The sequence below is a fragment of the Photobacterium kasasachensis genome (genome assembly GCF_050336885.1).
GTDB lineage: Bacteria > Pseudomonadota > Gammaproteobacteria > Enterobacterales > Vibrionaceae > Photobacterium > Photobacterium kasasachensis.
Window position 1 is genome coordinate 725,459 of record NZ_JAKJSH010000005.1, and the last position, 26,365, is coordinate 751,823.

21 protein-coding genes are annotated in these 26,365 nt (G+C 45.5%); 12 read left to right on the top strand and 9 right to left on the bottom strand.

All coding sequences use genetic code 11. The features are described from left to right. Nucleotides 1-52: 52 nt before the first annotated feature. The 3 genes from L4D19_RS07625 to pdhA are packed head-to-tail and all read right to left on the bottom strand — an operon-like array spanning nt 53 to nt 3,286. Nucleotides 53-1,225, bottom strand: coding sequence for a dihydrolipoamide acetyltransferase family protein (locus L4D19_RS07625; RefSeq protein ID WP_428451945.1), 1,173 nt, complete (start codon nt 1,223-1,225; stop codon nt 53-55). Beyond that, nucleotides 1,222-2,205 (bottom strand): alpha-ketoacid dehydrogenase subunit beta, encoded by a 984-nt coding sequence (locus L4D19_RS07630; RefSeq protein ID WP_428451946.1) that lies wholly within the window; start codon nt 2,203-2,205, stop codon nt 1,222-1,224. Before L4D19_RS07630 ends, L4D19_RS07625 begins: the two co-directional genes overlap by 4 nt. Further along, a complete protein-coding gene (gene pdhA, locus L4D19_RS07635; RefSeq protein WP_428451947.1) occupies nt 2,198-3,286 on the bottom strand; it encodes a pyruvate dehydrogenase (acetyl-transferring) E1 component subunit alpha in 1,089 nt (362 codons plus the stop codon). The genes L4D19_RS07630 and pdhA overlap by 8 nt, the downstream gene beginning before the upstream one ends. Nucleotides 3,287-3,710: 424 nt before the next feature. Here pdhA and L4D19_RS07640 point away from each other — a divergent pair, with 424 nt between their 5' ends. From L4D19_RS07640 to L4D19_RS07655, 4 genes are all read left to right on the top strand, one after another. Continuing rightward, on the top strand, nt 3,711-4,172 hold the full coding sequence (locus L4D19_RS07640; protein ID WP_428451948.1) for a hypothetical protein: 462 nt from the start codon (nt 3,711-3,713) through the stop codon (nt 4,170-4,172). Between the two features lie 89 nt (nt 4,173-4,261). Beyond that, nucleotides 4,262-4,696 carry a thioredoxin TrxC gene (gene trxC / locus L4D19_RS07645; RefSeq protein ID WP_428451949.1) on the top strand — a complete coding sequence of 145 codons (435 nt, stop codon included), beginning with the start codon at nt 4,262-4,264 and terminating at the stop codon, nt 4,694-4,696. A gap of 130 nt (nt 4,697-4,826) precedes the next feature. Continuing rightward, a complete protein-coding gene (locus L4D19_RS07650) occupies nt 4,827-5,741 on the top strand; it encodes a cation diffusion facilitator family transporter (RefSeq protein WP_428451950.1) in 915 nt (304 codons plus the stop codon). A gap of 969 nt (nt 5,742-6,710) precedes the next feature. Then, entirely contained in the window at nt 6,711-8,231 is a 1,521-nt protein-coding gene (locus tag L4D19_RS07655) for an EAL domain-containing protein (protein ID WP_489685913.1), read from the top strand. 61 nt (nt 8,232-8,292) lie between these two features. Here L4D19_RS07655 and nagZ read toward each other — a convergent pair whose 3' ends face one another. Beyond that, complete coding sequence (gene nagZ / locus L4D19_RS07660; RefSeq protein WP_428451952.1) at nt 8,293-9,297, bottom strand: beta-N-acetylhexosaminidase; 1,005 nt, start codon at nt 9,295-9,297, stop codon at nt 8,293-8,295. A gap of 355 nt (nt 9,298-9,652) precedes the next feature. On the opposite strand from nagZ, the gene L4D19_RS07665 reads away from it, so the two are divergent. Continuing rightward, the gene (locus L4D19_RS07665; protein WP_075767566.1) at nt 9,653-10,138 is read left to right on the top strand and encodes a DUF1097 domain-containing protein; all 486 of its coding nucleotides are present in this window, start codon (nt 9,653-9,655) and stop codon (nt 10,136-10,138) included. 66 nt (nt 10,139-10,204) lie between these two features. On the opposite strand, the gene L4D19_RS07670 is transcribed toward L4D19_RS07665, so the two are convergent. After that, nucleotides 10,205-11,143, bottom strand: a complete 939-nt coding sequence (locus L4D19_RS07670; RefSeq protein ID WP_428451953.1) for a precorrin-2 dehydrogenase/sirohydrochlorin ferrochelatase family protein — start codon at nt 11,141-11,143, stop codon at nt 10,205-10,207. A gap of 274 nt (nt 11,144-11,417) precedes the next feature. On the opposite strand from L4D19_RS07670, the gene L4D19_RS07675 reads away from it, so the two are divergent. Continuing rightward, the gene (locus L4D19_RS07675; protein ID WP_428451954.1) at nt 11,418-12,533 is read left to right on the top strand and encodes an efflux RND transporter periplasmic adaptor subunit; all 1,116 of its coding nucleotides are present in this window, start codon (nt 11,418-11,420) and stop codon (nt 12,531-12,533) included. Between the two features lie 9 nt (nt 12,534-12,542). Further along, a complete protein-coding gene (locus tag L4D19_RS07680) occupies nt 12,543-15,695 on the top strand; it encodes an efflux RND transporter permease subunit (protein ID WP_428451955.1) in 3,153 nt (1,050 codons plus the stop codon). 70 nt (nt 15,696-15,765) lie between these two features. Here L4D19_RS07680 and L4D19_RS07685 read toward each other — a convergent pair whose 3' ends face one another. Next, nucleotides 15,766-16,836, bottom strand: a complete 1,071-nt coding sequence (locus tag L4D19_RS07685; protein ID WP_428451956.1) for a S1 family peptidase — start codon at nt 16,834-16,836, stop codon at nt 15,766-15,768. Between the two features lie 265 nt (nt 16,837-17,101). Here L4D19_RS07685 and L4D19_RS07690 point away from each other — a divergent pair, with 265 nt between their 5' ends. Beyond that, the gene (locus tag L4D19_RS07690; RefSeq protein WP_428451957.1) at nt 17,102-17,926 is read left to right on the top strand and encodes a DUF5718 family protein; all 825 of its coding nucleotides are present in this window, start codon (nt 17,102-17,104) and stop codon (nt 17,924-17,926) included. Between the two features lie 77 nt (nt 17,927-18,003). Continuing rightward, nucleotides 18,004-18,558 (top strand): nucleotidyltransferase family protein, encoded by a 555-nt coding sequence (locus L4D19_RS07695; RefSeq protein ID WP_428451958.1) that lies wholly within the window; start codon nt 18,004-18,006, stop codon nt 18,556-18,558. Nucleotides 18,559-18,626: 68 nt separating this feature from the next. Here the strand turns inward: L4D19_RS07695 and L4D19_RS07700 are convergent, their stop codons facing one another. Beyond that, nucleotides 18,627-19,631 (bottom strand): lipid A deacylase LpxR family protein, encoded by a 1,005-nt coding sequence (locus L4D19_RS07700; protein ID WP_428451959.1) that lies wholly within the window; start codon nt 19,629-19,631, stop codon nt 18,627-18,629. A 210-nt stretch (nt 19,632-19,841) separates the two neighbouring features. Here L4D19_RS07700 and L4D19_RS07705 point away from each other — a divergent pair, with 210 nt between their 5' ends. Continuing rightward, on the top strand, nt 19,842-20,693 hold the full coding sequence (locus L4D19_RS07705) for a sulfurtransferase (protein ID WP_428451960.1): 852 nt from the start codon (nt 19,842-19,844) through the stop codon (nt 20,691-20,693). Nucleotides 20,694-20,752: 59 nt separating this feature from the next. Here L4D19_RS07705 and L4D19_RS07710 read toward each other — a convergent pair whose 3' ends face one another. Both L4D19_RS07710 and L4D19_RS07715 read right to left on the bottom strand, forming a co-directional pair. Continuing rightward, on the bottom strand, nt 20,753-21,577 hold the full coding sequence (locus L4D19_RS07710; RefSeq protein WP_428451961.1) for a phosphate ABC transporter substrate-binding protein: 825 nt from the start codon (nt 21,575-21,577) through the stop codon (nt 20,753-20,755). Between the two features lie 80 nt (nt 21,578-21,657). Further along, the gene (locus L4D19_RS07715) at nt 21,658-22,545 is read right to left on the bottom strand and encodes a GGDEF domain-containing protein (RefSeq protein WP_428451962.1); all 888 of its coding nucleotides are present in this window, start codon (nt 22,543-22,545) and stop codon (nt 21,658-21,660) included. A gap of 579 nt (nt 22,546-23,124) precedes the next feature. Between L4D19_RS07715 and L4D19_RS07720 the strand changes: the two genes are divergently transcribed. Together L4D19_RS07720 and viaA are read left to right on the top strand one after the other, a co-directional pair. Next, complete coding sequence (locus L4D19_RS07720; RefSeq protein ID WP_428451963.1) at nt 23,125-24,780, top strand: ATPase RavA domain-containing protein; 1,656 nt, start codon at nt 23,125-23,127, stop codon at nt 24,778-24,780. Nucleotides 24,781-24,794: 14 nt separating this feature from the next. Continuing rightward, nucleotides 24,795-26,243, top strand: coding sequence for an ATPase RavA stimulator ViaA (gene viaA / locus L4D19_RS07725; protein ID WP_428451964.1), 1,449 nt, complete (start codon nt 24,795-24,797; stop codon nt 26,241-26,243). Nucleotides 26,244-26,365 lie beyond the last annotated feature (122 nt).

The following is a 26,365-nucleotide window of genomic DNA, read 5'->3' on the forward strand; positions in this document are numbered from 1 at the left end:
GCCAGCTTTCGAGCTGGCACTTTTGTTATTGGAGAAGCTACCATTGATTAGGTTAACTGCTCCCTTGCTGTAAGTGGTTGACAAGGATCTTCATAAATCGAGCAGCTTCGCCACCGGTACAGGCCCGGTGATCGAAGGTCATTGAAAGTGGCATTATCTTTATTGAAACGGGCTGATCATCACGTAGAATGAGTTTTTCGATAATACGGCCGGCCCCGACGATAGCTACTTGAGGAGGGGAAACAACAGGAGTGGCAAAAATACCGGCGATCGCCCCGAAATTAGTCAATGTGATAGTGGCATGCTGAAGCTGTTCACGGCCAATCTTTCTCTCCTTAATTCCCGTAACGGTTCGATCGACCCATTGCCGGATCCCACGCGCGCTGTATTCATCGGCATTGCGAAGAACGGGGACATACAGGCCATGGGGGCTATCAACGGCGATACCGATGTTCACGGTACTGTGAACACAACGGGTCATTGTCTCGGCATCAAACCAAGCATTGAGAGCGGGTTCCTGATGGCAAGCTTCTATGATTGCCAAGACCAAGCGGCTGGTGATGTCTTCACCAGGGCTCCAATTTTCAAGCATGGCCTCTTCAGTGATCGTCACTGAGGCAACGTTGTGGTGTGATTCTGCCATGGTACGTACCATGGTTCTTCGAGCTCCCTTTAGCACCTCTGTACCGGGGAGTTGCTTGTCACAGGCATTGTAGACATCGGTGTCGAGAATAACACCGCTAGGTCCGCTGCCGGTAACATCATTCAAATCAACTCCTAGTTTTTTAGCCAGTAAGCGTGCTGACGGCATGGCGGTTAGGCTATCAGCTGGCTTGATTGGCTGGTGTTGGCCGATCCAAAATTCGTCGACATTCACATCATGATCATGGTTGGATACTGTACCTACAACGGTTGCGGCATCATTCGTTGAGACATTCTTTTGCTTGGCTTCTGTTTGATTCGTTTCCTTTGGTTTAGGAGCTGTAGTGGATGATTCCTCTATTTCCAATAACAGGCTACCTATACTGACGACATCTCCCGGATTGCCGAACCGTTTAATTATTGTTCCGCTATATGGGGCCGGTACCTCCACGGTTGCTTTGGCTGTTTCAACTGTCAGAACAACCTGATCAAGCTCAACGGTGTCGCCTATCTCGACATGCCACTCAATGATTTCTGACTCAGCGAGGCCTTCCCCCAGATCTGGCAAGGTAAATGACTTCATTTCCATCCCTCCGTAAGCTCTTTCGCTGCCCTGATGATGTCTTCTTCCTGAACCATGAAGTACTCTTCGTTGCGGTAATAGGGCATCACAGTATCCATACCGGTAATACGTCTGGGTGGCGCTTTAAGCAAACACATGGCATGTTCGGCGGTTCTGGCAAGTATTTCGGCACCGACGCCACAGGTTTGGGCGGCTTCATGGACAACCAACAAGCGGCCGGTTTTTTCTAAGGAGGAATAGATGGTTGCCATATCTAAAGGCTTGATTGAGGCGACATCGATGACTTCCACTTCGATACCCTGATGTGACAGTTCTGTGGCAGCCTGAAGTGATTCAACCACGCAGGCTCCCCATGTGACCAAAGTTATGTCCCGTCCTTTTCTTAGGGTGAAGCAAGTGTCCAGAGGTAATGCCTTGCCATCGTCAGTAACTTCGGATTTTACAGTTCGGTATATTCGTTTAGGCTCAAAGAACATCACAGGGTCATTGCTTCTAATGGAAGCTAGCAATAAACCATAGGCGCGTTGCGGTGATGACGGAATGACAACCTTTAGCCCAGGTATATGGGCAAATAGCGCTTCTACACTTTCAGAGTGATGCTCTGGCGCATGAATACCACCGCCAAATGGCGCCCTGAAAACGGCAGGGCAGGTGAGCCGTCCCCTGGTGCGATTGCGCATACGGGCAGCATGGCAGACGAGATGTTCCATGGCCGGAAAAACAAAGCCCTGGAACTGGAACTCGGCGACTGGACGTAATCCCTGACTGGCCATACCGACAGTAACACCGCCAATCAGGGCCTCGGCCAACGGAGAATCAATAACGCGTTTACAACCAAATTTCTCTTTTAATCCGACGGTTGCTCGGAAAACGCCACCGTTGTCACCGACATCTTCGCCTAATACGATGACATTGGAGTCTTCGGTCATCTCATGGTGAAGGGCAAGATTGACCGATTCTAGTAGTGATAATTCAGCCACGATCACCTCCCTGCATTCGCATAGCTTTGTTGATAATTAAGTCACGTTGCTTATGAAGATCGCTGTCTAAAGACTCATAGAGGAAGTCAAAAGCAGATTCTGGTGGCTGAGGCGTTAATGACCGGTATTTCTCAACCGCTTTTTCGACCAGTTCCCGGCAGTGTTCCTGCCATTGCTTGTCATCCGCTTCAGACCACCAATTCTGGCTTATTAGGAATTTTTTCAAACGAATGATGGGTTCAAACTCCCAGGCTTGTTGCAATTCGTCTTCGCTTCGGTAGCGGCTGGCATCATCCGCGGTTGTATGATCGCTCAGTCGATAGCTGATTGCCTCAATGAGTGTCGCGCCTTTGCCTTTTCTGGCTTTATCCAGGCTGGAAATGGCGGCGTCGTACATAGCAACAATATCGTTACCGTCCACCGTTAGTCCTTCAAGACCGGCGCCTTTGGCTTTGTCCGAGAGGAACTCGGCCCCACATTGAATTGATCTTGGGACGGATATTGCCCACTGGTTGTTGTTGATCACAAAGACTAACGGAATGTTCCAGGCCCCGGCACAGTTTAACGATTCGAGGAAGTCGCCTTTGGAGGTGGCGCCGTCACCGCAAGTAACCAGTGCTGCCTGATGATTGCCCTGGATTTTTAATGCAGCAGCGACACCGACAGCGTGAGTACACTGGGTGGCAATTGGGACACAAAATGGTAAATCACGACAATGACTGTCGTCGGGTGAAAAATCGCTGCCTCGTTCGTCACCGCCCCAGTATTGGAGGTTTTTCTCCATACTGATCCCACGGGCCCACATAGCAGGCATGTCACGATAGTATGGAATAAACACATCTTCAGCTTTCAGTGCCCGACCGATGGCAATGCCGATGGCCTCGGAGCCCAAATGTGAAGGGTAGGTACCGAGCTTGCCGGTACGTTGTAGCGCAATTGCTTTGTTATCATAGATGCGGGTTAGTACCATATCGCAGTAAAACCCTTTCAACGTAGGTTGATCGGCCCATGCGGGAAGTTGATCGACGAGATTACCATGATGGTCAATGAAGCGATGCATTGGTAAGGCCTGAACATTCATCTCAAGCTCCTTCTGTTGCTGCCTCGGAAGAGGCGGACAGCAAATCAAAAAATGGCTATACCGACAAATGGGTGTTGCGCTGCTTTACCTAAACAATGGCTTATCTCAAGATAAGTCTTGGTATAACCAGATAAATATAAGTGTAAGCAAAATGTTAAAATACCGCCTCCATCAATGAGTTATTAGTCAGTAAAGAATACAATACAGACTAAAATGTCGATTTTCCGTAAGTGCGTTTCCAGAAGTTAGAAAAAAATATGGGTGTTTGGTTTTAGTGTGGTATTTCATCTCGTTTATGTTTTACTTGTACAGGCCAGAAAGTCTCAGTGTTGAGACTAACTGGGGATCTGCCGTTTGCTTTGAGAGAATTCGCTCATAATTAGGTGTGGACTTTGATGCTGTTCTTGACTCCTTGTGGTGCGCTATGAAGTTATACAGTAGTTTATTCTTTACATTCTTTGTTTCCGCCTGTACGTCGCAGGAAGCAGTGACAGATGTGGCCGGACAGAAAACAACCTACATACAAGGGGAGTGCTATGACTCCTCAACCTATAGCCTGACTGAAACGTTTGATGAGTTCATCGATGAGCGACAGCAAGAACTGAAAATCTTGCGCCCGGAACTCACCGCGGAAAACTATGAACAGTTGGATTATGCTCTGAGGCATTTTACAACTTACTGGACGCAACTCAGGCAGGAGCGTGATCAGGCTTGTGAAGAGCATGCGACCTGTGAATTTATCAGGCTGAAAAACTATGATTTGCAGGCTTACAACCGAGAATTCTGTGACGGTACAGACTTCGAGTACAATGTTAGCCGTGCCAAAATGATTCATTTTTTCAATGATATAGAGCGGTTGCAATTACAGCGTTCGGCTCAGCAGTAATGATTTCCGGTCTTACAGGTGATCCTATGATTGGGGTTCTGGTATCCTTGTGCACATAAAGTCTGTGCTATAAGTCATCCGGAAGCCCCATGAAGTTAATCAGTGTTTTATGTCCTCATTGTCAAAAGTCGGTGTCCATTTCTCTCCAGTCCTTGTCGAATACGGTCCTGTGTGAACATTGCAATAAACCCGTATTAGATGGCAAACCGATAGAGGCTGATGCCGGTAACTTTGATATGTTAATCAAAGGCCCTAAGCCTGTCGTTGTGACTTTTTGGGGAGCTAATTGCTCGCCATGCAACTCTTTCAAGCCGATATTTGAAAAGGTGGCCTCTGAGAAAAAAAAGCAGCTTCGCTTCTTGCGTGTAAATGTCCAACGGAATAAAGCTCTGGCGAGCAGGTATCGTATACGTGGTGTTCCAACCTTAATGGTTTTCAAAAAAGGCAAACAGCAATCTGTGTTGAATAGCGCTTTGCGTAAAAAAGAGTTTGTTGGTTGGCTCAATGACACAATAAATTCATAATCTCGGGTAATGATTTAGCAGTCGTTAAATGGCTGCTCCTTGCAGCATGTTGAGTGAAAATATATTTCTTTTCATTGGTTTATAATTAGTGCTAAGGTGAATGTAGCAACTTTCAAATAAGGAGGATTGTATGGCTATTTGCCGTAAAATCAGTAAAGAACGTTTGGCATTAAAACTATCCCTGGCTGGAACTGTCGTATTGGCTGGCTTGGGGATTGGCTATGGGTTGTATGTCGGATCCAATGCCATTTTGCTTGACGGCATGTTTTCGTTTCTCAGCATGGGTATGACAGGCTTAAGCCTTTATACCGCCTACCTCGTTTCAAAGCCTGATGACAAGCAGTTTCAGTTTGGTTATGCGCACATCGAACCTCTTATCAATGTCGTCAATGGCTTGCTCATCCTTATAACTTGCTTATTTGCATTTCTCAGTGGTGTGCAAACCATTGTCAAAGGTGGACATGATATAGTTCTGGAACATGCGATTGTTTATGCGATCATTTCCACCGTGTGCTGTTTTGCCATTTATTGTATTGAAACGTATATCGCGCGCAGTGTGGAGTCCGAGTTGGTACGCGTTGACTCCCAGGAATGGCTTGTTGACGGTATTCTGAGTGCCGCAATATTGGTTGGCTTTATTATTGTGGTCTTATTGGATCAGTTAGGTTATTCACGCTGGAATGCTTATGTTGACCCAATCTTGGTCTCGACACTGGCTATTGCTGCCTCAGTACTTCCGATTAAAGTATTGCGACGTAACATCCGTGAGGTGCTGCTTGTTGCTCCTCAAGATAATGTACAAAGGCAAGTTGATCGGGTGATTGCGAGGTTGTCGCGACAATATCGTTTTGCTGATTACACCCATCACTTTGCCAAAACAGGGCGTCAGTACGATCTTGAAGTAAATATTCTGGTTACAGACGATGCCTATTGGACAACTACTCGGCAAGATTATATCCGACAGTTACTTTGGGATGAGTTATCCGATGAGCTAGGTGATACCTGGCTTTCTGTTACCTTTACTGGTCAGAAGCGTTGGTTATAACAAACACAGAAGAACGGCACCAGTCGTTCTTTTGCTATTAGTTTTTCTAATTTTGAAAGCCAATAAATTTCAGCAGTAAAGTACTGGCGATCTTGTCCAATTGAGCGCAAAATATACGGGCTACAAATAAGAAACCGATTATTTATAAGGAATAGCGATTTGGATTGCTATTCTGGCTGCTGTGTAGATTAGCTTATTGATTATGGGTTAATAAATTAATCTACGATATAATGCCTGTCTGATGGATATGATTATTCATCACATTTTTGTAACTAGTTAGTGCAAATTAAACGTAAATAAGGTATCTTATTTTTAGTCTAAAAATTGCTTTTGCCAAGAGGCAATCTTTAGACCGTAGTTTAACCCTTTTTTTGGTGTCTTTATTCTCGGATTAAGCACCATGGCTTAAATCAAAGGTTTACAGGTTATTATGGAAACTCTGCTAGTCATTGCCTTCATATTCGGCGCTGCATTCATTATCGTAAAAGAGAAGAAATGCACGAAGGGTATAGACTATTCACGAGACTCGCTATAAAACTCGGGCGCCATATGGCGCTTTTGTTTTATTTATCTATTCAATGTGAATAGTAATTACTATTGTTTGACTATTCCTGTCTAAGCAAACTCCTGCTGTCTTTTCTTTATATCCTCATTTCCTCTGCATTCAATTTTGATCAAGATCAGGTTTAATCTCGATCTTGTAATACATTTTTTTCGTTTTTTATCAAGTCGTGATCTCAGTCGTAAGAGATAAAAATGTAATGCTTGAGAATCATCTCATTAATGAATATTGTTGTATATTGTTGTAACTCAATATCGTTGTTTTTATTGTGACATATACTGTTGCAATCCATGGACTGCTACTAGGGAAAGGTTCTTTTTCAGGTTATGTTATTCGATAATCGAGCTCGGAATACAGAGGCGAGTGTATTCAAGTGTGGGGTTCTAAAAAAGCATAACTTATCATCTATTGCATTTGTTCTAGGCTTATCGTTTCTTTTTTCATTGCTAAGTGGCTTTTTTTCACAGCTTCAACTGTCATACATTATTAGCTCAGACTCAAAAGAGCTATTGAATACCTATTCAATGAAGGTGGAACGTTTCCCTGAAGTGCTCAGTTCGCTAAGCCGGAATTTTCAGTTTGATTGCGGCCCCCTTGATCAGCATCAGCTTCAGCACATTGCGTATAACGATTATGTTATTCGGCGGATTACTATTAAAACGAAGAGTGGCGCACAGTGCTCTAGTTTTCAGGGCGCTGACTCAGAATCACACTTGGTTCCTTTGCTCAACAACATGACGCCTGACGTTTCATTGTGGGTAGCATCAGAGTCGAGAAGTGAACAGAATCTTCTGGTAGCAGAATGGAAGGGCGAGAAGGGGAGATTATTGGTTCATATGGAGCCACTTGTATCAGAGACTCTAAGAAACAAGTACTGTGATGACTGTGTATTAAGCTCGATTTCTTCTATTGATAGTCCAACCGTCTCTTATTGGCGTGGAGACGCAGCATTACTTGTTAATGAGCCGCTGTTTACCTCTGAATTTTCTGAAGGGCTCATGATCAATACGTTTGTTAAGCAAGAGCTACTTACTCAGTATAAGGAAGAGCTATGGTTGCCATTGTTTTTGTTTGGCGGTGGGCTTGGGGCTATCTGTCTTTCCTTATATCGTATGTTTATCCGTAGAAAAATGTCTCTCCACTCACTGGTTGAACAGGGCTTGGCGAAGCAAGAGTTTGTTCCTTATTACCAACCCATTGTTGATGTATCCAGCAATTCTCTTTATGGCTGCGAAATGCTTGCTCGCTGGCAGCGACCAGGACAAGATGTTATTTCACCGATGGAGTTTATCCCCTACGTTGAGAAGAGTGGCCAGATCTTACCTATTACCGAGCAGCTTATAGAAAAAGCAATCTATGAGATCAGCAAGTTAAATTGGCAGATGACGAAACAGGTTATCAGCATCAATGTGGTTCCTGATCAGCTAGAGAGTCTGGATGTGCTGGAAAAATCACTCAAGTTGCTACAACACTCAGAAATAACACCCGAACAAATAGCCTTTGAAGTAACCGAGAGAAAACAGTTTACAGACTTAACCATGGCTTCAGATGTTATTGAACAGCTGAGAATGCGGGGTATTGGTGTCAAACTTGATGATGCCGGGACCGGTTATGGCGGTTTTAGCTACATCCAGCAGCTTAATATCAGAAGCTTAAAAATTGATAAGATGTTTGTAGAGAATATTGGCACTGCCGATATCAAATTATCTTTGCTTGATTCGATAATTGCCTTTGGCAAGGAGGCAGGGATGGAGATGATAGCCGAAGGTGTCGAGACTGAAGAGCAATCAAAGTACCTTGCAGAGCAGGGGGTCTACTTACAGCAGGGGTACTTCTTTGGTAAGCCAATGATATTTCGTGATTTTGCGTACTTCTGCAAGAGTATGGCTTCTCAACCTCAGGAACAAAAGATGGCCTGTGTGGCTTGAGGTAGCTAGGGTATAGTTACCACTGCCGGCGGGATCGTTCTTATCCCGCCGACGAGAAGAATTAAGATTGCTGTTCCCGCCAAGATTGAGCAAGCTTGCTAATTGCTTGTTGATTGTCCTGCCACATCCTGGTTTTGACCAAATCTTTGTACTCACCAGTCGGTTTCTTACATAGTGCTTCTAAGCAAGCAACCTGTGTTTGGGGAAGACCATCAAGTGCCTGAATAGCACCGGCTCGGTTGTTACAGAGCATGACCATATCACAACCGGCTTGCTGGGCGGCAATGGTTCGCTCGCTATAACTCCCAAGTACATCGGCCCCTTTCATATTCAGGTCATCTGAGAAAATAACCCCTTTGAAGTTGAGATCGTCACGCAACACGTTCTTTAACCAATATTCAGAACCGCTGGCAGGTTGGTTGTCGTAAGCATCAAAGACGACATGTGCTGGCATCATAGCATCGAGCAAGCCATCATTAATTAGCTGGCTAAATACTGTCATATCATGCTGTTTAATGTTACTGCGTGGATCTACTGGTGTTTCGAGGTGTGAGTCTTCAATGACGCCGCCATGACCAGGAAAGTGCTTACCTGTTGTCGCCATACCGGCTTGTTTCATTCCAAGAATGAATTGACTGGCATATTTAATAATCTGCTTGGGATCATCAGAAAAGGCACGATCTCCAATGGCTTTGCAATCGAAGCCGAGATCCAGCACCGGTGCCAGGCTTAAATCGATATCCATAGCCAGCAACTCGGCGGCCATGAGCCACCCGCCTTGCTTGGCAAGCTCAAGCCCGTTTTGCTGGCTTGCAAAAGCTTTGGCTGGCGGTAATAAGGTAAAGCCTTCACGGAATCGCTGTACTCTTCCACCTTCTTGGTCAACAGCGATAAGTAAAGGGCGGTTGGCTGTTTTTCGGATATCTTCGGTTAGCGCCCTGAGCTGCTGACGGTCATGATAGTTTCGGGCAAAAAAGATAATTCCGCCAACGGTAGGGTGTTGAATGATTTCGCGTTCTTCAGCATCTAGCTCGTAGCCAGATACGTCAAGCATTAAAGGTCCCATGAAAACTCCGAAGAAAACAATGAACAGACTGGAAGCGAGGGTAGATACGTTACCACAGTCAATTCAAGACAAACATGACTAATAGACCGGATTCATAGTATTGGAGACATATCACTAATACGAAATGTTATTTGTTTACAGTGGTAAACAGTGAGTTTACTCTTGGTTTGCTACTAACTAGCGTAAACAGAACTGAAAGCCGTAAAGTGTTGATGAAATCGTTATTATAGTGATGTGGATCTTATTTGTTGATTTTGGTGTATGTAAGTTTCATCCTTTGTGTGATCTTTGTCACTCAAATGAGGCGAGAACTCAATTAGACTGTTTCCTTAAGCGTATTAATAAGAGATTTCACATGTCAGTTCTTGTCGCCATTGCTATCACAACGGGAATTCTTTCTGGTATCTGGGGATGGGTTGCCGTTTCGCTCGGCTTGCTAAGTTGGGCAGGGTTTTTAGGTTGCACAACGTACTTTGCCTCTCCGAAAGACGGGATTAAAGGTTTGGGTTTAAGTATTGCGACAAACCTTAGCGGCGTCTTTTGGGCAATGGTGATTATTCACCTCTCAACTATGGTTGGCATTGAGATTCTTGGCTACGTTGTAACAGCCGTTGTTGCGTTTCTGATGTGTGTACAAGCCAAGAAGTCTTGGCTGAGTTTTATTCCAGGAACGTTTATCGGTTCATGTGCGACGTTTGCAGCAAATGGTGACTGGCAGTTGGTGATCCCATCACTTATCGTTGGCGTACTGTTCGGTTATAGCATGAAAGCGTCTGGTGTATGGCTACAGAAGAAGCTGAGTCAACCAAAAGAAGATTTCGCTGTCGCGGAACTTGACTGATAAAATTATTCTATATCATTTAAAAAATGCCGCGCAATTGCGCGGCATTTTTGTATTCAAACTCGCTTAGCCTAAACAAGGAATAAGCGAGCAGTTATATTCGTCACATATAGCGTCTAGACCGCATGGGGCTGCTTGTTTGGGAACCAGTAGGCAAACTCGTAAGTCCTTAGCCAATAGTGTGGATATCTGCGGCTTAAGACTTGATTCCTCGTACATTTCTCGTTCTGCATCTCGTCGGCACAAATCAACAAAAATATCATTGTTTCCTTTGGGATAAAGTACGTATTCAGCTTGTTGCATCAACCGTAATGCTTTCAGTGTGAGGAGTTCCGGATCACCACCGGTTTCGATAACGTATAGGCTTCCTGATGAAGTATCAGGTTGATTTAGCAGCCGTTGGAATGCTAGCTCAAGTTGCTCTTCTGAGGTGGCATTCTCAACTTCAGGCAGACGGAAGTATCGTTCCCAGAACTTGCGGCGCTCGTCGACCGTAGAGAAATGTTGCTTGATTCGCTGGCGCTGTTTGCCTGAATAGCCTGCTAGCAGGCTAAGGTTTTGCGGGAGCTGGGTCTCCAGCTTTTCCCTGATAAAGCGAACCAGAACTGGAGAGGCTCCACCACTGGATACTGCGACTTGAATCGGGGTACGGTCAATCATTGATGGCGTAATAAAGTCGCAGTGACCGGGATCATCGACGACATTGGTCCAAATGCGCTGCGCGTCTGCATCTTTGAATATTTGATGGTTTAACGATGGTATATCGGTCGTTGCCCATACTTGATGAAATCCTGTTACATCATCGGATTCATATTCTTTCTCTATCCAGGTTAGCTGGCTGCTATCGGTAAGACCGGTAAGGTAAGGGTGTAGCTGAGGTGAGATCAATGTGATCGAGGCACCTGCTCGCAGCAAAAGATCGACTTTTCTACATGCAACTTCCCCTCCGCCAATAACCAGTACTTTCTTGTTGCTTAGTTTTAAAAAAACAGGGAAAAAGTCCATATAGATAATATTCCTCGGCTTTGGTGTTCTTTATAATCATTTGTATTTAAATAACAAATTACTCTGCCTTTATTGATAGTTTAATCAAATAAAGGCTAGAAATATTTTGAAACACTTAAGTAGCAAAAATCCGTTACTAATTTTAATTGTTCAGCTTTCATTAAAGGCACAGTGCTAAGTTYATCAGACTACAAAAATATCTGAATAATTTATCAATTTTTCGGTAATTGCTTCGGCAATTTCTTGTTATATACATATTACATATGGTCGGCAAATGAATAGAAAACATATTATTGCAACACTGATAGCTGCCAGCTTGTTGGCTGGGTGTGGCGATAAGGTATCGGGCAAATCTGCACCGGTCAGCCCTTTGGTAACCGCGCAGCCTGTTTCACTTATTGATTATCAGCAAGGGAAGCAGTTTGTTGGCAGGACCGAAGCAATAGAAGATGTTGCAATTACCGCACAGGTATCCGGGTACCTCAAAGAGCGATTTTTTGATGAGGGGGAAGTCGTTGAGAAAGGACAGCTGCTATTTCAAGTGGAACCTGCTGCCTATGAAGCAAAGGTAGCGAGTGCCAAAGCTTCAATAGCGCAGGCCGAAGCGACATTGAAACGTGCCAATCTTGACTGGGAAAGGAGTAAAAACCTGTTACCTAAGGGCAGTATTAGCCAATCTGATTTTGATAAAGCGACCGCAGACAAAATGAATGCCGAAGCCCAGTTGAAATCCGCGAAAGCTCAGCTGAYRTCAGCTGAGGTCGATTTGTCATTTACCCGGATTGTTGCGCCTTTTACCGGTCGGATTAGCGATAGCAAAGTCAGCATTGGCGATCTTGTTTCTCCTAACTCTGGGGTATTAACGACTTTGGTGAGTCTCGACCCCATTCAGACTTCATTTAATATCAGCGAACGTCAGCGACTCGATTTGGGTATTGACGGGCTTGACGGAAGTGGTGAAGGGCAAGGTGACGTCGAGGTTCTTCTGACGCTAAATAACGGTAAAGATTATGAGCACCTTGGTGAAGTTGACTTCATTGGCAATCGAATTGATCTGAACACAGGCACAATTGCGATGCGAGCCAAGTTTGACAATCCTGATCAGCGATTGTTGCCGGGGCAGCATGTACAAGTCTTTCTGCGAGAAAAAGAGCCGGTCAAAATGACGGTGATCCCGCGCCGCGCGGTACAGAGCGACCTTGAGGGGGACTTTGTCATGGTATTGAAAGACGGCAATGTGGCTGAGCGCCGGAACGTTGTGTTAGGTGCGCAAACAGAACAGGGCGTCATTATTCGCAAGGGCCTGGACTCAAAAGACGTCGTGCTGACCAAGGGCCTTCAGCGTGTTCGAAATGGTATGTCTGTTCGTCTCGAACAGTCGGATGCGTAAGGAATAATCATGCTTAGTCGCTTTTTTATCCAACGCCCTAAATTTGCGTTGGTGATTTCCATAATATTGACCTTGGCCGGGGCCATCGCTCTGATGAACCTGCCGATTGCTGAATACCCAAAAATCAGCCCGCCTTCGGTAAGCGTGACTGCTTATTACTCGGGGGCAAGCGCCGAAGTGGTCGAAGAGGCCATTGCCGATCCCATTGAAGCGTCGGTAAACGGCGTTGAGAACATGATTTACATGTCCTCCAAAAGTGCCAACGACGGTTCCTATAACCTCAACGTGACGTTTGATGTCGGAACGGATCCGGATATGGCGCAGGTTAACGTTCAGAACCGAGTTTCTCAAATTGAGTCGAAGCTGCCGGCGGAAGTCCGCATGGTTGGTGTGACGGTGAAGAAACGCTCGCCGGATCTGTTGATGGTACTGAACTTCTATTCGCCGGATGGTAAATATGATGATCAGTTTCTGATTAACTACATTAACCTGAATGTTAAAGATCAGCTTGCACGGGTACAGGGTATCAGTGAGGTAAATGTTCTTGGCGGCGGCGAATATGCGATGCGTGTTTGGCTGAACCCCGAGAAGATGGCCAACCTGGGATTGACGACCTCTGATGTCAACGCTGCTCTCGCAGAACAGAACGTTCAGGTAGCAGCTGGTAAGGTGGGGGCACCGCCATTCAACAATGCCCAGGAAGTACAGTTTAACCTGGTGACTAAAGGCCGCTTGGAGTCGGTTAGTGAGTTTGAAAATGTAGTGCTTCGTGCCAACCCGGATGGCTCGGTTGTTTACCTGAAAGATATTGCCCGTGTAGAACTGGGTAAAAAGTTCTATGACGGAAATGGTACCTTTAGGGGACAACCTGCCTCCATTGTGACGTTGTCACTTCAATCTGATGCCAACGCGCTGGAAAGTGGCAAGGCGGTGATGGCTCTTCTCGACAATCTGAAAGCCAACATGCCGGAAGGTATGGCGTATGAAACCAGTTATGACACTACCTTATTTGTTGCGGAGTCCATCAAAGGGGTCGTTAAAACGCTGATTGAAGCCATCATACTGGTTATTGCCGTAACGTATATGTTCCTGGGTAGCATGCGTTCGACCTTGATCCCGGTTGTTGCCATTCCTGTGTCTCTTATTGGTACTTTTGCCATCATGCTGGCAACAGGTTTTACCATCAATACGGTAACCTTGTTCGGCTTGATACTGGCGATTGGTATTGTTGTGGATGATGCGATTTTGGTTATTGAAAACGTCGATACCAACATGAAGCGGGATCCAAGCCTGACGCCTCGTCAAGCCACACTTATTGCGATGAAGGAGGTCACGGGGCCGATTATCACCTCGACACTGGTTTTGCTGGCAGTATTCCTGCCTGTTGCTATGTTGCCGGGTATTACCGGGATCATGTATCGCCAGTTCGCGCTGACAATCTGTATTTCTGTTGTTATTTCGTCGATTAATGCACTGACATTATCACCGGCATTATGTTCGCTTGTACTTAAGCAAGGCGGGGAGAATACCTCTCGCTGGTTCCAGACGTTTAACCGAGGGCTAGACAAGATCACATTGAAGTACGGTGCCATCGCCGGTTTTCTGGTACGAAAAGTTGGTATGCTGGTTAGCTTCTTTATTGTTGCTGTGCTGGCCGTTAGCTACTTGTCGAAGACCACATCGACAGCATTTGTACCTCAGGAGGATAAAGGGATATTGCTGGTAAATGTCCAGTTGCCAGATGCAGCTTCGCTCTCACGTACAGAAGAAACAACCATTAAGCTTCAGGAGATTGTCGAGCAAGAGCCAGGTATCGAAGGGATCACCGTTGCCAATGGTTATGCGTTCCTGACAGGTGCAGCGGCCTCCAATGGTGCGTCACTGTTTATCAAGCTGAAAGAGTGGGACGAGCGCAATGCGATGGAAGGTGATCATTCGTCATTTGCCATTACCAACCGTATCAACGCACGCGCAGCAGCCGAATTGCCGGAAGCGATTGTATTTGCTATGGGCCCACCAGCTGTTCCGGGGATGGGTGCAGCATCGGGATTTGAGTTTGTTCTGGAAGATACGCTTGGTCGAAATCGAACTGATTTGGCCAATGTGATGGGTGAGCTAATCCAAAAAGCCAATGCCCAGCCTGAAATTCAGTTTACCTTCAGTACATTCCGCGCCAACGTGCCGCATTACTATGTGGATGTTGATCGGGTTAAAGCCAAGCAACTGGGTATTCCGTTGACGGAGGTGTTCCAGACGCTACAGGGTAACCTCGGTTCAATGTACATCAATGACTTCACACTGTATGGCAAGAACTTCCGTGTGACTGTTCAGGCGGATAGCGAATATCGAAACGATCTTGATTCGCTTGAACGTTTCCACGTTCGCTCATCGAGTGGCGAGATGATCCCACTTAGTACTTTGGCGACAATTGAACAGGTCTTTGAGCCGGATGTGGCATGGCGCTATAACATGTACCGCTCTGCTGTAATACAGGGCAGTGCTGCTGCTGGTTACTCGAGTGGTGATGCAATTGCTGCTATGGAGCGTGTTGCTGCCGAAGTATTGCCGCAAGGCTATCAGTACGAGTGGACGGGGATGGCCTATCAAGAAGTTAAGGCCGGTAACCAGGCTATCTATGCTTTTGCGTTGGCCTTGATCTTTATTTACTTGTTCATGGTTGCGCAATATGAAAGCTGGAGTATTCCACTAGCGATTATCTTGGTGGTGCCGGTTGCGACGCTGGGTTCTTTCCTCGCATTGGCAGCGACAGGGACACCGCTTAATCTGTATGCGCAGATTGGTCTTGTACTCTTGATTGCGCTGGCCGCAAAGAATGCAATATTGATTGTCGAATTTGCGAAAATCGAGCGAGAGGAAAAAGAGCTGGACATTGAGCAGGCGTCGGTCCGTGGAGGTAAGTTACGATTCCGTGCGGTTAATATGACATCCTGGTCATTTATTCTCGGCATCACACCATTGATATTTGCTTCGGGCGCTGGTCATATTAGCCAGAACTCTTTGGGTATTTCACTAACAGGCGGGTTGTTATGCGTATTGCTGGCAGGTACCTTCCTGATCCCTGGTTTCTTCGCGCTGGTACAGCGTCGCCGAGAGAAATTCCATGGCGGTTCAACAAAAATTGTTGTACTTGAAGATGCATAATTTCTTATAAACTTATAAAGCAAAAGGGCTCCAAACGGAGCCCTTTCTTTATTTGTTGGGAGCTGTGTTGTTAGCGATAACGGCGCATAAAGCCAATCAGCGATAGCATTCCTAGTCCCCATAGTGGCATAGAGCCGCCAGATGAGCCGCCTGAAGAGCTTGAACTTTTCGGCCGATCATCAACAACAGCAAATGGGTCCTGGCTGAAGGTTGGGGTAGCAATTGCCGAAAGACTGAAAGATGGATTGCTGTCTTCTGCCTGAATCGTCGTTTCTATCCAGCTACGGTACGAGGCCAACTGCGAGTACTGCCCGTTAAGCTGGAAAGCCGGATTATCTGCATTGTCATTTTTGTCGCTGCATTTAGCACCATTACTCGTCACACCGACAAGGCGTAAGCCCTTGTCAGTATCTGCGATCGAACTTGGGTTCTGCCAAATGATTGGCCCGCCAGAATCCCCTGCACATACATCCTTGATCAAGCCTGCAATATTGGTGTCAGCACAGACAAAACTGTCGTTGTCCGTTATCGTGTTATTACACTGGTCATCTGGAATACCGCCAAGCTTGACTACCTGAAGCTCTGACGGATAAGTTCCTTTTGTGACAGTGTCACCCCATCCTGAAGCGATCAGATTCGCTCTTGAGTCAGCTCCTGCCACCCAGGTGTTGGCAAAGTCCTGATCTGCTGCTACTTGCTCGGCTGCGGTAGCAATCTTAATTGGCTGGGCGACACTATATAGCGAGCGATCAACACGGAACAGGGCCACATCATGGTTGATGTTAGTATCGTCATAGTTCGGATGCGGTATACGTTTGACGACATTGAATTTATATTTGTCATCCAGTTTGCTGAAATCGCCCTGCGGAATATTCGAGGTTCCGGCAATGACAGTATTACCAATCAGGAGAACGTCACAGTGGGCAGCTGTCACGACCCAGTTTTCACTGATAACAACAGCGCCACAGCCGGTATTGTCACTAAGCCTTTGTTGAATAGCGGCTTGCCAAGGCAGTAATAAACTGCCGTAGGAGGAGGCATCGTTGCCGTTGATGACTTTGGTTTCCGGGGTGGCAGCACTACTTGGTGTTGAAGCTATCGCAAGAAGAATAGCTGTCGCCCCAATTGTTGTTTTATACATCCTGTTACCTAGTGAACGTCGTTTTTTATTGCAGCTAACTATATATAGCCAAAGCGAATATGTCCATATGGATTGGCTCGTTATGTGCTGTATGTTGTTGCATGGATAAAATCGGTGACAGGAAGATGATATCAATAACTGTATTATTTGTGTTCAAAGGGAAATGCAATCCTTGAACTGGAACAAAGAGTGAGTCAATGTAGGGTGAACCTAGTAGGTTATATCGTTATTATGTTCCAATTTTTTCACTATGAATTAGGCAGTTATGGTATTTAGACATGTAATTGGTTTCGGTGTTGCCGGTAATTTTGCTGGTCACCTTGAGCAAGCGGGCGAAGCAAATGACTTTTTGACGGTTGAGGTGAAAGAAGCTGTTCAGCCAAAAGCAATTTTTCCATTTTATGTTCCTTCGGACAAAGCTGGGTTCTTGGCGACTTACCCATTATCCTCGGACACAATTACCCCGCCGAATGAAGCGGATAACTTACAGATTGAGCCAGAAGTTGCGTTGCTTTGTGATATTCAATATCAGGACAACAAAGTGGTTGGGTTAAAACCGGTTAAGTTTGCAGCGTATAACGATTGTTCAATTCGTAAACCTAATGCCAACAAAATCAGTGAAAAGAAAAATTGGGGAGCGAGTACAAAAGGGATCGCCAGCCAGATGTTCGAGCTGGACGGGTTGACGGAGGGCGGCGAGCTTGATCGCTACCGAATTGCAAGTTTTCATCAGCGAGCTGATCAGGTTGAACGATACGGTGAAGACAGCCCGGTGATCGGGTATAGCTATTTTCATGAAAAGCTGTTGAACTGGATTGTCGATCGTATGAACAACCAGCTGGATGTCGGTCCGACTGAAAACATCGCGGAACACCTGGCGAACGCAAGCTATCCCGAGCAGGCATTGATCAGTATTGGTGCAACCCGATATACCGAGTACGGTGAAACCACGTTTTTGCAGTCCGGTGATACAAGCATGGTCGTTGTGTATGATGGACAGAAATACTCATCACGAGATATTGCGGCAATGGCTGAAAAGGCAGAATTCCCGCATGAGGGTATTTCGTCGCTAGTGCAGAAAGTCATTTAGTCTCGTATTTCTCTGCGCGCCGGTGTGTTAGCCGTGTTGAAATGAATGGTGTATGAAAGTAATGGTGTTCGGAAAAGATGAGTGTTGAAGAACAGACCAGCCAGCTATTGATTAAGGATGAGCTACGGGTGGCCTGTTTACAGGCGGCGCGTACGCTAAATTTGCCTGACTGGTATCTAGGGGCCGGTTTTCTGAGAAATGCTATCTGGGATCACCTGCATGCCAAAAAAAGTATGACACCCCTTAACGATGTGGATGTCGTCTATTTTGATGCGGGGGATACCTCCCTCGAGACAGAGAGGGAAATCGAAGCAAGGCTCAGAAAATTGCTTCCCGATGTTGAATGGGAGGTTCGAAATCAGGCCCGAATGCATGTTCGCCATGGGCACCAGCCTTATTCCAGTACAACAGACGGGATAGCGCAGTGGATAGAGGTGCCGACCTGTGTCGGGGTGAGGCTAGAGTCAGATCAAAGCTTTACCTTTACCGCACCTTTTGGTCTTGAGGAAAACTGGTCACTTAAGGTACGGGTGAACCCTAACAACCCAAGGTTTGCCACTTTCCAGCAGCGTGTAGATGAAAAGCAGTGGTTAACACTCTGGCCGGAGCTGCAAATACTTGACCAACCATAAACTGATACTAGATAGCGGCGATATCGTCGTTATCTACTTTTGTTTGGCTATTGGTTTCTAGTGTGTGATTACAGGCGCCAGAACACTTCCAGTGAGCCAATTGAACTTGAAGAATGCTTATCTTCTTTAAATTCAGGTGTCGTGATTGCAAAGCTTAGGCTAACTCCCCACTTGTGCTGGTAATATATGCCGCCGATGACCGCCGTTGCCTGCAAGTGTTCTACATTACTATCAGGAACCTCACTCGGGCGATCGCCCTCTATGGTTATGTCATTTATCCGATATCGGCCCTCGATGCCGGTAAACAGGAAATAACCTGTCGGGCTGGAAGAGAGCATGCCGATATCGACAAATTTCCCCGGGCTGAATCCAGTGGTGCCAAAGTTATGGGCAAGATTGTTTCCCCAGCGTGCAACCGAGCCAATGGCCAGTTCGCTTTGATAGTTGCCTACGTTGAGACGGCCAACACCACTAAAGTCATATTGTGACAAGCCGCTGTTTGATGGTTCGGTATTATGCCGGCTTATTAATCGATGGCCCTGATAGCCAAGATTAAATACGATTTGGTTCTCGATCTGATAGTCCCAGCCCATCGGTTCATCCGAACCGATAATGTCATGGATAAACTTTTGTCCTTGCTCGGCAAGAGAGTTGGGTCCTACTGTGCCGAACATAAAGTTGTATTGATCAGTTCGGCTGGATGAGTATTGATAGACACCTGTTTCGAGAAATAGCAATCCGGCATAAGGTCGTTCGTCTTCGACGGGCTCGGTACTTTCTATATCTTCCGGGGTCCAAATTTGTTGGCCAAAGACGACATTCCAGCCTTTGGCGCTCTCTTTATCCAAAGGCAGATATTTTGCAATTTGGTAAATCGGCCCGGGAGCTACGTTGCTCAGTAACGGTGAGGAGGCTGAATGATAGGCCAGAAAAATACCATTGGTATAGTTTTTATCGGTGCCAACAATACCATCATTATCAATAGTAAAAGAAACACTTCCTGAGTTGTAAGCCACGGCATCAGGTGATAAAAACGTAGAGAAGGCAATAAGCCCGGTGAAAAAGTGTTTCATCGATAGCCCTCGAGAAAACTAAGCTTTCTGGATAACAACAAAATAATCATACCTAACGACAATGACTTATAGCTATTAGTATTATTGTTATAACCGTAAGAAAATGTGTTTATGCCAATCGAATAAGTAGGTGATCGGGCTTTTGCAGTTAAGAACGATCAGATGTTGGCGCTATATAAAGATAGAAGTACCTAGCGAAAGGAATGCAATATGTCGGAAAAAATGTTCCCGTCCCCGCTTGTGTCAGTCCAATGGCTGGCAGAGCAAATCGAAAGATCTGACATCGTGGTACTTGATGCCAGTTGGTTTTTACCTGGAGTAGAGCGCAATCCAGAACAGGAATGGTTGGAAAAGCGTATACCTGGTGCCCGTTTTTTTGATTTTGATAAGAAAATAGCCGCGCCGGATACCGAATTACCGCATATGTTACCGTCATCAACGTTGTTTTCTCTGGCGTGCTCCGAGCTTGGGATAAAGACGAGTGATAACATTGTTGTTTACGATAGTCAGGGGCTGTTCTCTGCCCCGAGAGTTTGGTGGATGTTCAGGGCGATGGGGCATCAATCTGTGTCTGTGCTTGATGGAGGTTTGCCAGCCTGGGAAGAGGCAGGACTGCCAATTGATACTGACACTCCCGAGCAAGTGGCGAAGACCGAATATAACAGTGATTTTCAGCCTGAGTGGGTAATTGATGCTGATACTTTAAGTACTCAGTTAGATGCATTGGATACTGTAGTAATTGATGCCCGGCCAGCCGCACGTTTCTATGGCACCCAGCCCGAGCCGCGTAAAGGCGTTCGTAGTGGGCATATGCCAAACGCCAAAAGCCTGCCTTTTTCACAGTTGGTGAAAGATGGCCACTTTATTAGTGTTGAACAGCTAGTGAAGCGCTTTGATGCGGTAAGTGATCCAGAACAACGCTTGGTATTTAGTTGCGGCTCCGGGGTAACAGCTTGCGTATTGGCTCTGGCCGCTGAACTAGCAGGTCGCAATAAGTTGACAGTGTATGATGGCTCATGGACAGAATGGGGACGGGTTATGAAATATCCCGTTGTTCAATAAAGCGTTGAGAGTCAAAGGCCAGCATGTGTTGGCCTTGTCATTGTTACTGTGAACTGGCGTTACTGCGGATTGGCTGCAAGATAACCGCGTTTCTCGATAATTGTTTGGCCATTGTCGGAGATAACATAATCGATAAATGCTTTGGCGTTATCAGCAATTTTCTTTTCTTTATAAAGCATCAGAAATGGACGCGATATTTTGTATTGACCGGATTCCAGGTTAGCCAAATTAGGCTCAACACCGTCGAATGCCAGTGCTTTTACAGAGTCATCAACTGAACCGAGGGAAATATAGCCAATCGCGTGGGTATTGCGCGAGACCAGGCTTTTCACTGTGCCATTAGTATTAACAACCAACACTTGTGGGTTGATATCAGAGACGGTTTGACCAGCAACTTGCTGCGTCAAACCCATGAAATCTTCGAAAGAAAATCGTGACCCTGATGCATTTTCACGGCTCACTACTGCCATTTTTAGATCAGGGCCACCCACTTGTTTCCAGTTGGTAATTTCACCGTGGTAGATTTTGGATACTTGTTCTTTGGTGAGGTTTGTAACCGGATTGCTTTTGTTTACAACTAGGGCAATACCGTCATGGGCAATGGCGACAGTCTGCACATCAGGGTTAATTTCAGCGACCTTCAAATATCGAGAGCTCATACCTATATCAGCAGCATCTTGTTTGACTGCGTTAATCCCGGCTGATGAGCCAACTCCCTGAACGGCAATAAATGTTTCCTTATTGGCTTGGGAGTAGGTTTCTGCTAGCACCTCAACGACATGGCTAACGGATGTGGAGCCTGTAACCGTAACAGTCTCTTTAGCTTGTACATTGAAGGCAAGGCCGGCGAAAATGGCGCATAGGGTAGTAGCCCTGGATAACATTACATTTCTCCAAAATAAACCAGAATAATATCGCCGGACATCTTATTACGGGTATATGACAGTAATGTGAAGAGCTGGGGTTAAGAAACAACGGATAAAGACTGGTTTGTCCGCTCCTTGTTGAGTTTGTTTTTGTACATTGCCCGATCCGCTTTCGCTAAAATAGCGTCAGGTTCGCTCAGGTTTCCGGGATAGTATGGTGCCAGTCCAATACTGATATCGATATTGTAATGCTCTCGAGTTTCAGCCGTAACTTCATACAAAGTATCAATCCATTGATAACATTTTTTCTGATCTTCGTCAGGGAGCAAAACGACAAACTCATCTCCCCCGATGCGGTATATTTGGCTACCAGTCGGGACGGTTTTTAGTAAATACGAGGCGATGTTAATTAGTAGCTGATCGCCATGGTTGTGGCCTAAACGGTCGTTGACCTGCTTGAAGTTGTCGAGATCGATATAGGCAAGAATACCTCGTTCCAGGTGAATCGCCATGTTGTCGAAGCGACGAAATAACGCGCGCCGATTATTCAGTCCGGTTAGGTCATCTTGAAGGGCTAATCGGCTCAGTTGTCCCTCCAGGGTACGTGCTTTGGCTATTTGAATATTGAGTTTACCGATAAGGTTAAATCGTTGGCGAAGCATTTTATTAAAGCAAAAACAGATTAAGAAAACGCCAATATGCATGAAAATGTCATCGGTACTATCAAGCAGCCAATGTTTCCTTAATTCAGGAATTTCATCAAGTAAATCAGCCAGTACGCCAAGCCCGTATGTCCCTAACGCGAGGAATAGCCAACCACGCATTTCGTTGCCGAAGTCTTCACGTAATAAAATAATAATCAATACAAGAGAGAAAATAGACAATATGACGTCTAGCGCACCTCCTGACGGAACTAATACAGATAGGCAGATACCAGCGGTAACGACAATGGCTAACCGCTTAGGGAGTTGAGATAGGCTGTTCATTTATTACCAAAGAAAAGGCGAAGTAATCGTATGAGGTTAAGAGCTAAATATAGTGTCAGAGTATGAAACCACACACAAGCTATTTGCTGGATGAACAAATGAAATCCAACGCTGATCTTTTTAGGTGAAATAGGGGGTTGCTATTTGAGTTGCTATTGACTCGAATTTGTTATTTTGATCACAAACTTAAAACCTTAGTCCAAAAACAAACAATGGTTTCGGAGATGAAATAACTATTTTGATAGAGAGCTCATTTAAAAACTGTGAAATATATCATTTATCCGACATCGTGCAAAAAAACAACAGCAAAAGCGGTATTACTATTAACTACATGAATATTAAATGATTATTCCTAGACTGATTGTTTTATATAACTGAATCACACTTACTAAGCAAGATCTCAATAATGAAATCATAGTTTCACTTCTGGCTGTAGAACGAAGTGTCTGATATACAATGAATGTAACAAATTATTTCAGTTAACATTATTGTAACATGACGTGTTTTATGTCTATTCTATAGAAGACTAGAATTGTTGTGCTACAGGCACATGGACATAACAATTAGAGAGGTCGTAATATGCTAACAATGGCAAGACAAACACAGCCAAATAAGGCGTTGGTGTCTGAAAGGATCCAAAAGCTTGTTAAGGCTCTGTCTAATGGTGTCTATGAACGTGAAGAAACGATTAAGCTGTGCTTACTTGCAGCCTTAGCGGGTGAGAGTGTATTTTTGCTGGGCCCTCCCGGCATAGCTAAAAGCCTTATTGCCAAGCGCTTGATTCAAGCTTTTGATAATAGCCAGTTCTTTGATTACCTTATGACCCGTTTTTCTACTCCGGAAGAAGTGTTCGGCCCGCTATCGATTCAGGAGCTTAAAGACAACGGCAAATATGTCAGGCTGGTGGACGGCTATTTACCGACCGCCCAGGTGGTTTTTCTTGATGAAATCTGGAAAGCCGGTCCTGCTATTCTTAATACCTTGCTGACAGTCGTCAATGAACGCACATTTAAAAATGGCCAGGATGTTCTTCCTGTACCAATGCGCCTATTGGTTACTGCATCCAATGAGCTGCCTGAAGAAGACAGTGGTTTGGAAGCGTTGTTTGACCGCATGCTAGTACGTGTATTTGTTAACCGAATTCAAGAGAAACAAAATTTCAAAGCGATGCTAATGGGCGAAGGTCCAACAGTGAAAGAGCTTGAGCCAGGTCTGGCAATCACCGATGAAGAATACGAGAGCTGGCAGCAGTATATCGACGAGATCCAACTTAGTGAGGAGATTTTTGAAAAAATCTATGAGCTGAAGTCGATGGTTGAAGAGCGTGCCGAGGCCGGTGAAGATTTTGCTTCTGAAGATAGCGAATTGTACATCTCAGATCGTCGCTGGAAAAAATCTGTGCGTTTGCTGAAGGCGAGTGCATTTTATAATGGACGAGACGCCATTAACCCACTTGATATTCTCTTGTTGCAAGACTGCTTATGGCACAGCCCCGAGTCACGCAATGTCGTCCGCTCTATCATTAGCGAGTTTGCGACCCAGAAGGCCTTTAATCAAGAGGTCGCGCAGCTAAATGCCAATGAGGCGCAAAGCATTATCGATGATGTGCATGACGAAATCGCTTCTGAGCTGGGGCTCTCTTTCACCTGTGAAACCACGATGCGTAAAGAGTGGTTTAAATATGATTTCACCGCAGCACGTCGTTACAACGTGAATCATAACCCTAGAATGATCAAACTGGTCATGCTGCAACATAACACGTCAGTTTCCGAGCAGGAAAAAGGTGACAGCCGTTGGGTGTATGTAGATGGTGATGAGTTTGAGAAGAAAATAAAAACTGGCCAGTGCGATATTTACGGTTTCGTCAACAAGAATACCCATCTTTGTCGTTTACAGTTTGAGGTTGACGCCCAGCATCGCTTGGTTATTAAAGATATCGCTAACCGCTCTGTATTAGTTGGAATCGCCGGAGCGGAAGGGATGACTGATGCACAGCAGCAGCTGTGGCAGATAGAGGCAGAAAAGGCAGCTGATAGAATTGCAGATGCCGAACATAGTCTTAAGGTCTCCCGTAGTAGCTTCCATGGCGCGCTACCTCATAACTTTATCGATGCAGAGCTTCCGGCTTTGATTGAGCAAAGTATCTCAACGGCTTCAGATTCCGTTGCAGACCTCAAGATCGTGATTGAGAAAAGCGTGTTTAGAATTTCTCAGATGTCTGAGTACTTTGCTTAAGCTGGAGAACAACTATGCCAGTTACAGAAAGTGTAAATATTGCAATGATGCTTGCTGAGTCAGGCATTATTGATAATGCTGTTCACGAGTTAATGATGCGGCCTCAATTGATCGTTGCGGCCGAATCAAACCCTGGCATCAAGGTTGCCATGAAAAACCAAATCATGAAGTGGCGTGGTCAGGTTCAACATCGTGTTACCAAGGTCAGCATTGAAGCCCGGTTCCAGCAGGAGATAGACCTTTATCATGAGGTTTCTCAGTGGGAGCCAGACTACTTTGTCGAACATGCCGACTCCATAGTGAAAAAGTTGGAAGGCCATTCGGCCTTTTACTTCAAAGCGAAAAGTCTGGTAGACAGAGAGCACCAGAAACATAACCCGATGTTTCAGAGTTTTTTCTGCAATCAGTGGTATCAGGCGTTGGCAAAGTCACTAACCGAAGCGCAGCAAACAGAGCTGGAGCAGCATAAAGAGAAATTGCTGGCTGATCTGTATCAGCGCATTGAGACCATGCAGCAAATGGAAGAGGTGACTGAGGCGGGTGACGAGAAGAAAGCCGGCCGGCTGTGGGATATGGCAAAAGCCAAGCTGACTCGCAGTGATGTCGATAGCTTGAAATCGATAGCTGGTTTTTTGAAAAAGAACGACGGTCTAAAAGAAATTGCCGAAAAGCTGGGGCGGATGGCCAGTGAAATTGACGATCCGGACAAAGAGCGAGTTCGATCGGAAGATCTAAAAATGGTCGAAGAGCGCAGTGACAGTGTCACGGATGACATTGTGGGTGTACATGAAAGTGACGATCTCTCCAAGCTTCTGCCGAACGAGGCGATGTTTCTGGCTTACCCTGAACTTGAAGTTGTGTTCTACAAGCATTTGGTCGATAAGCGATTGATGAATTATCGTGTACAAGGCGCACAACGTAAGCTGAGAAAAGTTAAGGCATATAAACGACAAACTAAACAGGTAGAGCAGGACAAAGGGCCATTTATCGTTTGTATTGATGCCTCAGGTTCGATGAATGGGTTTCCTGAGCAATGTGCTAAGGCTCTGGCATACGGATTGATGCAAATTGCCTTGGCAGAGGATCGGGACTGCTATGTGATTATGTTCTCGACACAGCAAATCACTTATGAGCTAACAAAACAAGATGGCCTTAGCGAAGTGCTGAACTTCCTCTCTTATTCTTTCCATGGCGGTACAGACTTAGGTCCGGTGCTCGACCAATCCATAGAATTGATGAGTAGCGGTAAATACAAAAACGCCGATTTGGTTGTGCTGTCAGACTTTATCGCGCCGTCTCAACCTGATGCCATGATGAAGCGGATTAGCAAACTCAAAGAACAGAAAAATCGCTTCCATGCCGTTAATCTTTCGAAATATGGCAACCCTGAGCTGATGACTATCTTTGACCATTGCTGGTCTTATCACCCTTCACAGTTAGGGCGCCTGCTTAAGTGGAAATAATACGGTATACCCAAGCTACCTCAAGATGCTCGTTTCAGCGAGAATTACTTGGCTTGTAGGCTAGGCACCGATTAGAAAATCTAGTGGCTCTAAATTAATAATCGGTAACAACGCATAGAAGC